The 13,301-nt window shown below is 70.8% G+C and carries 13 protein-coding genes; 8 read left to right on the top strand and 5 right to left on the bottom strand.

Translation table 11 applies throughout. From position 1 onward, the window contains the following. Positions 1-90: 90 nt before the first annotated feature. On the top strand, positions 91-666 hold the full coding sequence (locus tag AB0I51_RS45380) for a TIGR03086 family metal-binding protein (RefSeq protein ID WP_362984889.1): 576 nt from the start codon (positions 91-93) through the stop codon (positions 664-666). Between the two features lie 86 nt (positions 667-752). On the opposite strand, the gene AB0I51_RS45375 is transcribed toward AB0I51_RS45380, so the two are convergent. Continuing rightward, on the bottom strand, positions 753-956 hold the full coding sequence (locus AB0I51_RS45375; protein ID WP_362984887.1) for a hypothetical protein: 204 nt from the start codon (positions 954-956) through the stop codon (positions 753-755). A gap of 209 nt (positions 957-1,165) precedes the next feature. Between AB0I51_RS45375 and lon the strand changes: the two genes are divergently transcribed. After that, positions 1,166-3,586, top strand: a complete 2,421-nt coding sequence (gene lon / locus AB0I51_RS45370; RefSeq protein WP_362984885.1) for an endopeptidase La — start codon at positions 1,166-1,168, stop codon at positions 3,584-3,586. 129 nt (positions 3,587-3,715) lie between these two features. Continuing rightward, positions 3,716-4,201, top strand: a complete 486-nt coding sequence (locus AB0I51_RS45365) for a MarR family transcriptional regulator (RefSeq protein ID WP_362984883.1) — start codon at positions 3,716-3,718, stop codon at positions 4,199-4,201. Positions 4,202-4,222: 21 nt separating this feature from the next. Here the strand turns inward: AB0I51_RS45365 and AB0I51_RS45360 are convergent, their stop codons facing one another. Then, entirely contained in the window at positions 4,223-5,011 is a 789-nt protein-coding gene (locus AB0I51_RS45360; RefSeq protein WP_362984881.1) for a protein phosphatase 2C domain-containing protein, read from the bottom strand. Positions 5,012-5,364: 353 nt separating this feature from the next. On the opposite strand from AB0I51_RS45360, the gene AB0I51_RS45355 reads away from it, so the two are divergent. The 5 genes from AB0I51_RS45355 to AB0I51_RS45335 are packed head-to-tail and all read left to right on the top strand — an operon-like array spanning position 5,365 to position 10,918. Further along, the gene (locus tag AB0I51_RS45355; protein ID WP_362984879.1) at positions 5,365-8,082 is read left to right on the top strand and encodes a nitrate- and nitrite sensing domain-containing protein; all 2,718 of its coding nucleotides are present in this window, start codon (positions 5,365-5,367) and stop codon (positions 8,080-8,082) included. Beyond that, the gene (locus AB0I51_RS45350) at positions 8,079-8,582 is read left to right on the top strand and encodes a roadblock/LC7 domain-containing protein (RefSeq protein WP_362984877.1); all 504 of its coding nucleotides are present in this window, start codon (positions 8,079-8,081) and stop codon (positions 8,580-8,582) included. The genes AB0I51_RS45355 and AB0I51_RS45350 overlap by 4 nt, the downstream gene beginning before the upstream one ends. Continuing rightward, positions 8,579-8,998 carry a DUF742 domain-containing protein gene (locus tag AB0I51_RS45345; RefSeq protein ID WP_362984875.1) on the top strand — a complete coding sequence of 140 codons (420 nt, stop codon included), beginning with the start codon at positions 8,579-8,581 and terminating at the stop codon, positions 8,996-8,998. The genes AB0I51_RS45350 and AB0I51_RS45345 overlap by 4 nt, the downstream gene beginning before the upstream one ends. Continuing rightward, complete coding sequence (locus AB0I51_RS45340) at positions 8,979-9,620, top strand: ATP/GTP-binding protein (RefSeq protein ID WP_362984873.1); 642 nt, start codon at positions 8,979-8,981, stop codon at positions 9,618-9,620. Before AB0I51_RS45345 ends, AB0I51_RS45340 begins: the two co-directional genes overlap by 20 nt. A 47-nt stretch (positions 9,621-9,667) precedes the next feature. Next, entirely contained in the window at positions 9,668-10,918 is a 1,251-nt protein-coding gene (locus AB0I51_RS45335; protein WP_362984871.1) for a styrene monooxygenase/indole monooxygenase family protein, read from the top strand. Positions 10,919-10,987: 69 nt separating this feature from the next. On the opposite strand, the gene AB0I51_RS45330 is transcribed toward AB0I51_RS45335, so the two are convergent. From AB0I51_RS45330 to AB0I51_RS45320, 3 genes are all read right to left on the bottom strand, one after another. Further along, on the bottom strand, positions 10,988-12,037 hold the full coding sequence (locus tag AB0I51_RS45330; protein WP_362984869.1) for a C40 family peptidase: 1,050 nt from the start codon (positions 12,035-12,037) through the stop codon (positions 10,988-10,990). A gap of 103 nt (positions 12,038-12,140) precedes the next feature. Then, the gene (locus AB0I51_RS45325) at positions 12,141-12,467 is read right to left on the bottom strand and encodes a hypothetical protein (RefSeq protein WP_362984867.1); all 327 of its coding nucleotides are present in this window, start codon (positions 12,465-12,467) and stop codon (positions 12,141-12,143) included. 10 nt (positions 12,468-12,477) lie between these two features. Beyond that, positions 12,478-13,125 carry a helix-turn-helix domain-containing protein gene (locus AB0I51_RS45320; RefSeq protein ID WP_362984865.1) on the bottom strand — a complete coding sequence of 216 codons (648 nt, stop codon included), beginning with the start codon at positions 13,123-13,125 and terminating at the stop codon, positions 12,478-12,480. Between the last annotated feature and the right edge of the window lie 176 nt (positions 13,126-13,301).

The raw sequence follows: 13,301 nt of genomic DNA, 5'->3' as shown, positions 1-13,301 counted from the left end.
CGTATGTTCATCCACGCGCACCCGCTCAGCTGTGAATCCGCTTGCAGTTTGCGGCAGTTGCCTATGAATGGCGTTGCGGGGGAGGTCCAAGTGGCGGAGACGGTCGCGGTGGTACGGCGGATCGAGCGGGCGCTCGCGGCAACCGGCCTTGTGGTGGCGGGAGTTGCGGAGGGCCAGTGGACGAACCCCACCCCGTGCGCGGAGTGGGACGCCCGGACCCTCCTCAACCACACGGTGGGCGGGATGCGCATCTTCACCGCCGAACTGAACGGCGCCGGCCCCGTCGCCGAGCACGAGTCCGACTGGCTGGGCGCGGATCCCCGGGGCGCGTACGCGGAGGCGGCCGGGGCCGACAGCGCGGCCTGGAACCGCCCCGGCGCCCTCGACACCACCGTCCACATCTCACTCGGCGCGCTGCCCGGCCCGATGGCCGCGCTGATCCACTTCACGGAGATCTGTGTCCACGGCGTGGACCTGGCGGTCGCGACGGACCAACGGGCTCTGGTGGACGAGGAGTTGTGCGGGGAGCTGCTGGCGTTGACGCGGGGCATGGGCGGCTTCGACGCGTACCGCGTACCGGGCGTCTTCGGCCCCGAGGTCCGGGCCTCGGCGGACGCGGCCCCTCATGCGCGGCTGCTGGCGTACGTGGGCCGCACGGTCTCCTGATCCGGCCGGTCCGGTGGTCCGGCCTCCCGGGGTGGCGAGCATCGCCGCACGTCCGGGCCGGGCCCGCTCCGGCCGGGTCGGCCGGTTCAGGAGTAGAAGCCTCGGCCGTATTCGTCCCGGCTCAGGGCGAAGTCGTCCGGGCGATCACGGCGGAGCTCCTCGTACCGCTCCGCGAAGACATCGAGCGCCTGGTGCAGGGTGCATCCCAGGGCCTCGCGGATGGCGGCGAGCGCAGAGATGATCCGGTGCTCCAGGATCTCCCGGTCCACGCTCTCGGGCAGTTGTTCCATGGCGCCGTGAGTCTGGAGCAGGTGGAGCTGTTCTCCCGGCGGCACAACGCCCCCTACTCCCGGGAAGCCCGCGCCTCCTTCCCGTGTTGACCTGCACTGAGGCAGGACCCTCCCCTCTGATCGCTCACGGCGAACAGCCGGTGGGGAACAACCGAAGGCGCCCAGGCATTGAGTCGGCATAGCTCAACTTGACTGCCTAAGGGGAGATCATGGCTTCGACGTCCACACCGCTCACCCTGCCCGTGCTGCCGCTCGACGACGAGGTCGTGCTGCCCGGAATGGTGGTTCCGCTGGACCTGAACGACACCGATGTACGCGCCGCCGTGGAGGCCGCCCAGGCCGCCGCCCGGTCCGAGCCCGGAAAGCCCAAGGTCCTGCTGGTGCCACGCATCGACGGGACATACGCGAGCACGGGTGTGCTGGGCACCATCGAGCAGGTCGGCCGGCTGGCCGACGGCGACCCGGGTGCGCTGATCCGCGGCCGCAGTCGCGTGAAGATCGGCGCCGGTACCACCGGTCCCGGTGCTGCGCTCTGGGTCGAGGGCACCGCGCTCGACGAGAGCCTGCCCGAACCCCTGCCCGGCTCCGTGACCGAGCTGGTGAAGGAGTACAAGGCGCTGGCCACCGCGTGGCTGCGCAAGCGCGGGGCCTGGCAGGTCGTCGACCGTGTGCAGGCCATTGACGACGTGTCCACGCTCGCCGACAACTCCGGTTACTCACCTTTCCTCACTACCGAACAGAAGATCGAGCTGCTGGAGACCGCCGACCCGGTGGCCCGGCTGAAGCTCGCCACGCAGCACCTGCGCGACCACCTCGCCGAGCAGGACGTTGCCGAGACCATCGCCAAGGACGTGCAGGAAGGCGTCGACAAGCAGCAGCGCGAGTTCCTGCTCCGCCGCCAGCTCGAAGCCGTCCGCAAGGAGCTGCGTGAGCTGAACGGCGACTCGGCCAAGGACGGCGAGGAGTCCGACGACTACCGCGCCCGGGTCGAGGCCGCCGATCTTCCCGAGAAGGTCCGCGAGGCCGCCCTCAAGGAGGTCGACAAGCTGGAGCGGTCCTCCGACCAGTCGCCCGAGGGGTCGTGGATCCGTACGTGGCTGGACACCGTCCTCGAACTGCCGTGGAACGAAAGGACCGAGGACGAGTACGACATCCGGGGCGCCAAGGCGATCCTGGACGCCGAGCACGCCGGTCTGGAGGACGTGAAGGCACGCATCACCGAGTACCTGGCCGTGCGCAAGCGCCGCAGCGAGCGCGGGCTGGGTGTCGTCGGCGGGCGGCGCGGCGGTGCCGTACTGGCCCTAGTCGGTCCGCCCGGTGTCGGCAAGACCTCGCTCGGCGAGTCCGTCGCGCACGCGATGGGCCGGAAGTTCGTGCGGGTCGCGCTCGGCGGTGTGCGGGACGAGGCCGAGATCCGCGGCCACCGCCGTACGTACGTCGGTGCGCTGCCCGGCCGTGTCGTCCGCGCCATCAAGGAGGCCGGGTCCATGAACCCGGTGGTCCTGCTGGACGAGATCGACAAGGTGGGGTCCGACTACCGGGGCGACCCGGCCGCGGCTCTGCTGGAGGTCCTCGACCCCGCGCAGAACCACACCTTCCGCGACCACTACCTGGAGGTCGAACTCGACCTGTCCGACGTCGTGTTCCTCGCGACGGCGAACGTCCTGGAGGCCATCCCGGAGGCGCTGCTCGACCGGATGGAACTGGTCCGGCTGGACGGCTACACCGAGGACGAGAAGGTCGTCATCGCCCGTGACCACCTGCTCCCGCGCCAGCTGGAGCGGGCGGGCCTGAAGGACGACGAGGTCGTCATCGACGAGAGCGCGCTGCGCAAGCTCGCCGGTGAGTACACCCGTGAGGCGGGTGTCCGCACGCTGGAGCGGTCGATCGCCCGGCTGCTGCGCAAGATCGCCGCGCAGCACGAGCTGGGCGAGCGGGAGCTGCCGTTCACGGTGACCGACGCCGACCTGCGCGGTCTGATCGGTCGGCCGCACCACGTGCCCGAGTCCGCCCAGGACCCGGCGGAGCGCCGTACGGCGGTCCCCGGTGTCGCCACCGGGCTCGCGGTCACCGGGGCGGGCGGTGACGTCCTCTACGTCGAGGCGTCGCTGGCCGACCCGGAGACGGGCGCGGCGGGTCTGACCCTGACCGGTCAGCTCGGTGACGTGATGAAGGAGAGCGCGCAGATCGCCCTGTCGTTCCTGCGCTCGCACGGCGCCGAACTGGAGCTGCCCGTCGCCGACCTGAAGGACCGGGGTGTACACATCCACTTCCCGGCGGGTTCGGTGCCGAAGGACGGCCCGAGCGCGGGTGTCACGATGACCACCGCTCTCGCGTCGCTGCTCAGCGGCCGGCTGGTCCGTACGGACGTGGCGATGACCGGTGAGGTCTCCCTGACCGGCCGGGTCCTCCCGATCGGCGGGGTGAAGCAGAAGCTGCTCGCCGCGCACCAGGCGGGCGTCACCACGGTGATCATCCCGAAGCGCAACGAGCCCGACCTGGACGACGTCCCGGCCGAGGTCCTGGACAAGCTCGACGTCCACGCGGTGACGGACGTCCGCCAGGTCCTGGAGCTGGCCCTGTCGCCCGCGACGAACGGCGCGAGCGCGGAGGTTCCGGTGGCGGCGTGACGGACGCCACCGGTCAGGTGATGGCCCGGGTCCCTTTTCACGAGGGGCCCGGGCCTTCGTCGTACGTAGGTCCCACCCTGCGAAATACTGGCGAAACTGCGGCGACTTCCACGATCAGGAAAGCAGAACATGGGTGCTGACGTGCACAAGGACGAGGACAGAAGAGACAGCGGGATCCCCGATCCCGATCCCGAATACCTGTCCCTGGAACGCGAGTTGACGTTCCTCTTCCGGCGGGCCCGGGCCAACCAGGGCGAGATGGCCCGTGAGGTCCACCCCGACCTGGAGTCCGCCGCGTACGGCCTGCTGGTCCGGCTGGACGAGTACGGGCGGCAGCGGGCCACCGAACTCGCCGCCTACATCGGCGTCGGCAAGGCCACCATGTCCCGCCAGCTGCGGGCCCTGGAGGAGCTGGGCCTGATCTCCCGCGAGCCGGACCCGGCGGACGGCCGCGCCTGGCTGGTCGACCTCACGGACGAGGGCCGGCGCCGCGTCGCCCACGTCCGCGAGGCCCGGCGGGCCCGCTACGTCAGCCAGCTCTCCCACTGGGACCGCCGGGAGGTCGCCGAACTCGCCCGGCTGCTCCACCAATTGAACGGCGTCATGGAGAAGTGAGGGAGGAGCGGAAGCGGGGGCTCACAGTTCTGCGTACACGACCGTCGCGTCGTCGTGCGTCTTGCTCCGGCGCAGATACGTCCGCGTCTCCGCGTCGGCGCGCTCCAGCGCCCGCACCCTGCCCACCAGCTCCGCCGCGCCCTCCTTCCGGACGAGGGCCAGGCACTCCGCCCAGTCGCCCTTGCCGAACTTCTCCACCCACCTCGTCGCCCCGTCCGTCAGGGCGGCGAGGGCGCGGACCTCGGCGCGGGGGAGCGTGCCCGTCACCGCCCGTTCCGCGACCGAGGGATCGGCGGCGGCCGTGAAGAAGCCCCCCTCCTTGTTACGGAGCGTGGCGTCGATCAGCTCGTCCGTGGCGAGAGCGGCGCGCGGCAGGCGCGAGAGGCGGTCGTCCAGTACGGCGGTCACCTCGCCGGCCGGGGATTCGACCAGCAGGGCGGAGTCCGAAAGGACCAGATATTCGATCTCCCGCGGGGACCAGCGGGCCAGCACCACGGTTGCCTGTGGGGTGCGTGGGTGAGAAAGGTCACAGGTGATGGAGTGGGCTTCGGATGTTCGGAGGATCGCCCGGGCGAGAATCTCCGCCAGCGTCAGATCCCGGCAGGAAACGGTCAGTTCGGTCAGTGCGCCGCCCAGTCGCGCGATGTACCAGGGGACCGGATGCAGACAGCCCGTCTCCCCCCTCGGTGGGGTCACTCCGTCCAGGACGATCAGCGAACCGCCCTGTCCCGAGGCCGGTAGGCCGACGCTCGCGAAGTCCTCGTTGGGGCGGTTGGGGTCACCGGGCTCCGACACAAGTTCCGTACGCATTCGGCCAGTCTGCACGACCTCTTCACAGGCCCCGCAAGAGCTTGGCACTGGTCACCGAATCGGCGCAGCCCCGCAGGTCAGACGCCTGGTTTGGGCTGGAATGGATCACTCCGGGAATGCGTGGCGGCGAATCCTGCCAAAGCCCGCCGCTCACGTCCAACCGGCGCGGCCCACAAGGCCGCAGGACGGGCCCGCGGAACTTGCCCGCCAACTCCCCAACGGGGTTCACTCCTTCGGGTGGCGGCCCGGATGATGCGCGACCGCTGCCCACCGGCACTGGGAGGGTCGCCGTACCGGGATGACGGAGCGTCACCCGGCCCGATGGGTATCACGAGTCAGGAATGCGAGCACCGGTGCAGAAAAAGCGGCCTCGGCGCACAGGCAAGCAGACGGCCCCCCAGGGGGGCGCCACCGGTGCCGTCACGCCCGATCCCGCGGGCAAGGGGCGCAGCACCCACGTCCGCAACCGGCTCATCGTCGCCGTTGCCGTCGTGGCCGCCGCCATCGCCGCGGCCGGTGTCCCCTCCCTCGTCACCGCCTCCGGCCAACTCCACGACTCCCAGGACCTGGTGACGCTCGCCGAGCAGACCCAGGACGCCCTGTCGCTGGCCCACTCGCTCGCCGACGAGCGGGACGAGGTCACCTCCTACATCGCCGCCGGTCGCCCCAAGTCCCAGGCTCCCGACGAGGACCGCAGCGCCCGCGTCGACCGGCAGGTCGACGAACTGCGCGCCGACACCGACATCTCCGGCGCGCTGCGCTCGGACCTCGACGACGTCGCCGCCGTACGACGGGCCGCGCTCACCGGCCAGAGCAGCGCCCTGGAGGCGCATGTCGCGTACTCCGGCGCCATCACCGAACTGCACCGGCTCGCCGAGCAGTTGGCCGAGCAGATGCCGCCGCGGGCCGGCTCCGGCGCCTACGCGCTCGCCGAACTCGACGCCGCCGTCCAGCAGGCCGCCGCCGCCCGCGGACTGCTGCTGGCCGCGCTGAACGTGCCGACCAGCACTGAGACGGTCATCAGCCCCACCACCGGCCTCTCCGTCACCGAGAAGACCTCGACGACCGCCCAGGCCAAGCAGCGCGACGCCCTCAGCGCCGCCGCCCAGCAGGCCCGGCTGCGCTCCGACGCCGCCCTCGCCGACTTCCGCGAGACCGCGACGAAGGCGGCCGTGGCGGGCTACGACTCCACGGTCACCGGACCAGAGGTCAACACCGCCGAGAAGTACCTCGCCTCCCTCACCGACCAACCCGCGCTGTCCGACAGCGAGTTGGACACCAGCACCAAGAAGCTCGACGCAGCGCTCTCCGCCCGGGTCGACCTGATGCGCGGCGAGGAGTCCGCCCTCTACGAGCACCGCTCCAAGGACCTCGCCCAGCTGCGCGACGACGACGTCAAGGCGCTGGAGCTGCGCGTCGCGATCCTCGGCGCCCTGATGCTGCTCGCCGTCGGCATCGCCACCGCCATGGCCCGCACCCTCACCCGCCCGCTGTCGGTGCTGCGCCGCGGCTCGGCCCGGCTGGCGGGCGCCGAGGACCCGGCGGCCGAGGAAGCCATCAAGTTCACCGGCCGCAACGACGAGTTCGCCCAGGTCGTCCGCTCGGTCAACTCCCTGCACGCGCACGCCGTCGCCCTCCACGAGCGCATCGCCACCCTGGAGGCCGACCGCAAGCACCTGGTCGGCCAGCGCCAGCGGATGGCCGACGCCCGCGAGGAACTCCGCGCCGAAGTCACCGACTCCACCGACCAGTTGGAGCGCCTGCGCACCAGCATCGGCGGCACCTTCGTCAACCTCGCACTGCGCACCCTCGGTCTCGTCGAGCGCCAACTCGCCGTCATCGAGGGCCTGGAGGAGCGCGAGCAGGACCCCGACCGGCTCTCCACCCTCTTCAAGCTCGACCACTTCGCCACGGTCATGCGTCGGCACAGCGAGAACCTCCTCGTCCTGGCCGGCACCGAACACGTCCAGCAGCACGCGGGCCCGGTCCCGCTTGTCGACGTCGTCCGCGCGGCCGTCAGCGAGATCGAACGCTACGAACGCGTCCGCATCTCCGCCCTCCCGCCCCACGCGCACGTGGCCGGCTTCGCGGCCGACGACCTGAGCCACCTGCTCGCCGAACTCATGGAGAACGCCAGCTCGTTCTCCCCGCCCGACGCCCCCGTCGAGATCTCCGGCTGGCTTCTGGAGAACGGCGAGGTCATGCTCTCCGTCCAGGACGAGGGCATCGGAATGACCGACGACCGCATGGCCCGCCTCAACACCCGCCTCAACGAGTTCGACCCGGACTCCCCCTACGACCAGGAGGGCGAGGAGGGCCTCGGCCTCGGCCTGTATGTCGTGGCCCGCCTGGCCCATCGCCACGGCGTCCGCGTCCAGCTCCGCGACCAGAAGCAGGGCGGCATCGCGGCGGTCGTGGTCCTGCCCGGCCCACTCCTGGCGGCGGCCCCGACGACGGCCGTACCGACGTCCTCGCCGGCTGCCGGGACCACCCACTCGTACTCCCTGCCCGGCGCCGCCGCCGAGGTCAACTCCAACGTCCTGGACGGCCGTTCGAAGCCGGACGAGGACCCCCTCGTCGCGCTCGCGGAGAAGGCGGCGGAGAAGGCGGTACGGGAGACCCCGGCCGAGACGACGATGGAACTCCTGCTGCCACCGGCGACGGAGAACCCGCCGGCCGCCGACGGCGAGGACGCCCCACAGGGGCCACCCGCACCCGACAACGAAAGCCGCACGGGCGGTACGGGTGGCAGCGAGAGCAAGGCCGACGGCGAAGCCGAGGCCGAGCACACACGCGCCGACGAGGACCCCGTCACCGACAAGGGCCTCCCCAAGCGCACCCCAAAGATCACCCAGCCCGCACAGGCCCCGCGCCGGCGGACCGGCACCGTGGACGCAGAAGCCCTGCGCCGCAGACTCGGCGGCTTCCGCGCCGGAGCCTCCGCCGGCTACCGCGACGTAGAAGCGGAGATCGCCGAACGGACCGGCCAGAACCCGGTCCCGGCACCGCGCGGCGCGACCGCACCATCCGAAGAAGCCACGGGGGGCACCGTCGAGGAGGCAAGCAGTTGACCGCGCCCAGTACCTTCGGACTGAGCAGTGAAGCCCGCAACCTGCACTGGCTGCTGAGCAACCTCGTGGAGGAGGTGTCCGGCATCCAGTCGGTCGCGGTCGTCTCCTCCGACGGCCTGCTGCTTCTCTCCTCCGACCCGCACCGCAACGATCAGGCCAGAGAGGCCCTCGAAACCAAGCGAACAGGACCGCGAGGCTCTGCGGCGGACTTGGCCACCATCGTCTCCGGCATCGGCAGCCTCACCATCGGCGCCGCCAAGCTGATGGACTCCGGCCCGGTGAAGCACACCATGGTCGCGATGGAGGAGGGCAGCCTGTTCGTGATGTCGATCAGCGACGGTTCGCTGCTCGGTGTGCACGGCTCCGCGGACTGCGACATGAGCGTCGTGTCGTACCACATGGCGCTCTTCGTCGGCCGCGCCGGCCATGTGCTGACCCCCGAACTCCGCAGCGAGCTGCGGAAGTCCCTCGAAGACGCGTCCGCGGAGAGTGCCCGATGACCGGCGGCGGCAGTACGCCGAACAAGCTGCCCGTGCGCGGCGGCGGCCGCAAGCCCGCCCGGGTGCGCCCCTACTCGCTCACCGGCGGCCGTACCCGCTTCGGTCATGTCCTCCTGGTGGAGACCTTCGTGGCGGCGCTCGAAGCCCCGGAGGAGCGCAAGGAGTTGACGAACGGTTCGCTCAACACCCGGGTCATGCCGGAGATGCGCGCCATCGTCGAACTCTGCCGCCGTATGCGCACGGTGGCCGAGATCGCCGCGCTGCTGAAGATGCCGCTCGGCGTGGTCCGCGTGCTCCTGAGCGATCTCGCGGACCAGGGAAAGATCCGTGTGTACGGAACCGGGACCGGTCACGGCCCGGGCCGTCCTGACCGCGCTCTGCTGGAAAGGGTGCTGAGTGGACTCCGTCGTCTCTGACGCCGCCGCCTACGGCGTCTCCCCGCTCCTCGACGACGAGGAGCAGCCGCGGGCCTGGCAGTTGGACCGCACCCGCGCGCCGGTCGCCACGAAGATCGTGGTGGCCGGTGGTTTCGGTGCCGGCAAGACCACCATGGTCGGCGCCGTCTCCGAGATCCAGCCCCTCCAGACGGAGGCGCTGATGACCGAGGCCAGCGAGGACACCGACGACCTCACGGGCACCCCGGAGAAGACGACCACCACGGTCGCCATGGACTACGGCCGCCTCACCCTCGACGACGACCTGGTGCTCTACCTGTTCGGTACGCCGGGCCAGCAGCGGTTCTGGTTCATGTGGGACGACCTGGTGCGCGGCGCGATAGGCGCCGTCGTGCTTGCCGACACCCGCCGCCTCAAGGACTGCTTCCCCGCGCTGGACTACTTCGAGAGCTGCGGTCTGCCGTACGTCGTCGCGGTCAACCACTTCGACGGCAGTGAGCGGTTCGACCCGGAGGATGTGCGGGAGGCATTGACGATTCCCGCGCACATACCTGTAATGATCATGGATGCGCGGCGGCGGATTTCGGCCATCGAGACCCTGCTCGCGCTCGTCGGCCACGCGCTGGACGTCACCCCCGAGTAGCCCCCGAGCAGTCCTCGATCAGTCGCGACCTAGGAGTCACCACCCGTATGCGGAAGATACTCGTCGTCGGAGCCGGCCAGTCCGGGCTCCAACTCGCCCTCGGACTCCAGTCGCACGGGTACGAGGTCACCCTGATGTCCAACCGGACGGCGGACGAGATCCGTTCCGGGCGGGTCATGTCGACGCAGTGCATGTTCACCACGGCACTGCAGCACGAGCGCGATCTCCAGTTGAACTTCTGGGAGTCCCAGGCCCCGAAGATCGAAGGACTCGGCGTCTCGGTCGCCGCCCCCGGCTCGCACGACCCGGGTCCGACGCAGCGCGCGATCGACTGGGTGGGCAGGCTCGACGGGTACGCGCAGTCGGTCGACCAGCGGGTCAAGATGGCCGGCTGGATGGAGACGTTCGCCCAGCGCGGCGGCCAACTGGTCATCCACGGCGCAGCGGTCGGCGACCTCGACTACTTCTCCCGCACGTACGACCTCGTCCTCGTCTCGGCCGGCAAGGGCGAGCTGGTGTCGATGTTCGCCCGCGACCCGGAGCGCTCCCCGTACACCGAGCCGCAGCGGGCGCTCGCGGTCTCCTACGTCCACGGTCTGGGCCCGCGCCCCGAGCACCCGGACTACGACGCGGTCCGCTGCAACCTGGTGCCCGGCGTGGGCGAGTTGTTCGTCATGCCGACGCTCACCACCTCCGGCCGCGCCGACATACTGTTCTGGGAAGGCATACCCGGCGGCCCCCTCGACGTCTTCAACGGCGTCAAGGACCCGGGCGAGCACCTCTCCCTGACCCTGGAACTCATGGAGAAGTTCACGCCCTGGGAGTACGAGCGGGCGCGGAACGTCGAACTCACGGATGCCGGCGGCACGTTGGCCGGGCGCTACGCGCCCACGGTCCGCAACCCCGTCGGCCAACTCCCCGGCGGCGGGCTGGTGCTGGGCGTCGCCGACGTCGTCGTCGCCAACGACCCGATCACCGGCCAGGGTTCCAACTCCGCGGCCAAGTGCGCCGCTTCATATCTCGCGTCGATCCTCGAACACGGGGAGAAGGAGTTCGACGGGGACTGGATGCGGGCCACGTTCGAGCGGTACTGGGACACCGCGCAGCACGTCACCAAGTGGACCAACGCGATGCTCGGCCCGCCGCCGGAGCACATCCTCAACCTCATCGGTGCGGCAGGCCAGTTGCAGCCGGTGGCGGATCGGTTCGCCAACGGGTTCGACGATCCGGCCGATTTTGAGAACTTCTTCTACGACCCGGAGAAGACGGGGGCGTACCTGGCTTCTGTGGCGGCCTAGGCTGCGGGTTCGTCGTGGCTGGGCGCGCCCACGCGGCGGAGCTGCACAATGTCTCACCCCCGGGCCCCTTCAGGGCGCTTGGTCTGGACGTACTGCTCCAAGGATGGGGTAGGACGCCACAGGTGACACCTGGACCTTTTCGCCTGTGCGCGGAGCCTGGACGATCTTCCCGCCGCCCAAATACATTGCCACGTGTGTCGCCTTGGGGAAGTAGATCACCAGGTCGCCGGGGCGCAGCTCCTTCAGTGGGACTCTGGGGAGTTGCGCCCACTGTTCTTCACTCGTCCTCGGGATCGGGGTCCCCGCGTGGCCCCATGCCTCCGAGGTGAGGCCCGAGCAGTCGTATGTCTCAGGGCCCTCCGCACCCCACTCGTAGGGCTTGCCGATCTGTTGGACGGCGTAGCGGAGGGCGCGGTCTCCGGAGCGGGACGGTTCACGGTCGTCGTCGCCCAGCGCGCCTGAAGTGACCAACTTCTGCTGGGCCTTGTCGACGTCGGTCTTCTCGAAGGCGGCGAGGGCCGTGAGTTGGTCCGGGGTGAGGGAGGCGAGGAGCTTCTCGATGTCGTCGAGTCGCTTGCGTACGTCGTCGCGGTCCTTCTTCTGGCGTGCGGCCAGGGTGAGTCGACCGTCCAGCGCCTTGCGCGCCGCGCGGGCCAGGCCGTCGCTCTTCCGCTCACTGCCGACCAGCCGGCCCACCGTCTCGGCCCGCTCTCGCGCCAACTGGCCGATGACATGGCCCTCGTCGAGCGCGTGCTGCGGATCACGGGCCAGCAGGAGGCGGACGTACGAGGAGAGGGAGGTGCTGTTCTGGTACTGCTCCCGCGCCAGCCGTCCGGCGGCGCCGCGGCTGTCGTGCAGGGAGAGGCGGGCGCGGGCCAGTTCGGAGTCGAGGCGGTCGACCTCCGCGCGCTGCTTCTTCAGCTGCTCCTCGGTGGCGTTGTACGTCTCCGTGGCCTGCTCGGCGTCCCGGTAACGCGTCTGAAGGTCCGTCAGCAGCTCGGCCACGGGCCGCTGTCCGGGTGCCTGCGGATAGGGTACGGCCGCGGCGGGCAGCGGCGCGAGGACGGTGCCGGCCGCCACCGCCGCCGTACAGACCAGACGCAGAAGCCTTCCTGACACGTCATCACCTCCGTTGCGCGGCGGCATTTCCGCCCCGCACCGTGAGCATCAGACGGGGGCGCCGGGCCCGCGCGCCGGGTGTAGGCGGTTCGGCGCAACCTGGTCACCCGTGGGTGTCGTCCGGCTTGCCGCCCGGCGTGGCGTCCGGTGCGGGGTCCGGTGCGGGGTCCGGCTTGGACCACGGCCAGCGCAGGCCGCTGCCGCGCTTACCCTGCGGGTCGTACTCGTACTTCCAGCCCTTCGGCAGACCGAGCCGCTTGCTGTGCCCCCTGGGCACCCGGCGGTACAAGAGCACCGTGGGCGGGCCGCCGTCCGCGTCGGGGACCGGGATGCGGTAGGTCTTCGGCGGGTTCCCGGTGGGTCCCACCAGCACCGGCAGGGAACGCCCGTCCATCGGGCCGCCCTCGAACGGGGTCTCTTCGCTCTTCACGCCACCAGTGTCAGCCATCCGTCGCGAGGGCCCGGACAAGCCCGGCGGTCTGCGGGTCCCGCCGGGCCGTCACCGACAGCACCGCCGCGAACTGCTCGACCAGCCAGTCCCGCAGCTCGTCGGCGGGCGGCTGCTTGTCCTCGTCGAGCCAGATGAGGGAGGCCGCTTCCACGGCGGTGATCCACATCCGTACGGTCATCCGCAGCCGCGGGCCCGGTTCGGTGACGCCGAGATGGCTGAGGATGTGCACGGCGGCGGCCCGGCGTACGCCGTCCACGATGGCCGTCGTACGAGATGTCTCCACGACGCTCCCGCCCTGGAGCAGTGCGCTGAAACCGGCGTCGTGCTGGTCGACGAAGCCGAGGTAGCGGTCGAGGGCGCGGGCGAGGCGGGGGAGGAGGGGGCCCTCGCGGGGTTCGTCGAAGCACTGCTGGAGTTCCTCGGCGGCGGAGCGCAGGGCGGCTTCGTAGAGCTGCTGCTTGCCGCCCGGGAAGTACCGGTACACCAGGGGCCGGGAGACACCGGCCGCCTCCGCCACGTCGTCGAGGGAGACCTCTTCGGGAGCGCGGTGCGCGAAGAGAGTGAGGGCGGCTTCGAGGAGCTGGCTGCGGCGTTCTTCGACGTTCAGGCGGCGGTAGGCGGGCGCGGCAGGGGGCATAGGGGCAGGGTAGTCGGGCGGGTGCGGGTTCGTTGTGGCTGGTCGCGCAGTTCCCCGCGCCCCTGGAAGCGCCTGGACTGGTCCGGCCCTTGCTCCAGGGCGAGACGACGATCATCGGGACCCGCTGGCCGAGGCCGTAGGGGCCGGCCGGGTGACTGGCGTCGCCCTTGAAGAGG

The organism is Streptomyces sp. NPDC050549, assembly GCF_040655035.1.
Taxonomy (GTDB): Bacteria; Actinomycetota; Actinomycetes; order Streptomycetales; family Streptomycetaceae; genus Streptomyces.
The sequence above is the reverse complement of the archived record's forward strand: the minus strand, read 5'-3'. Positions and strand labels throughout refer to the sequence as shown.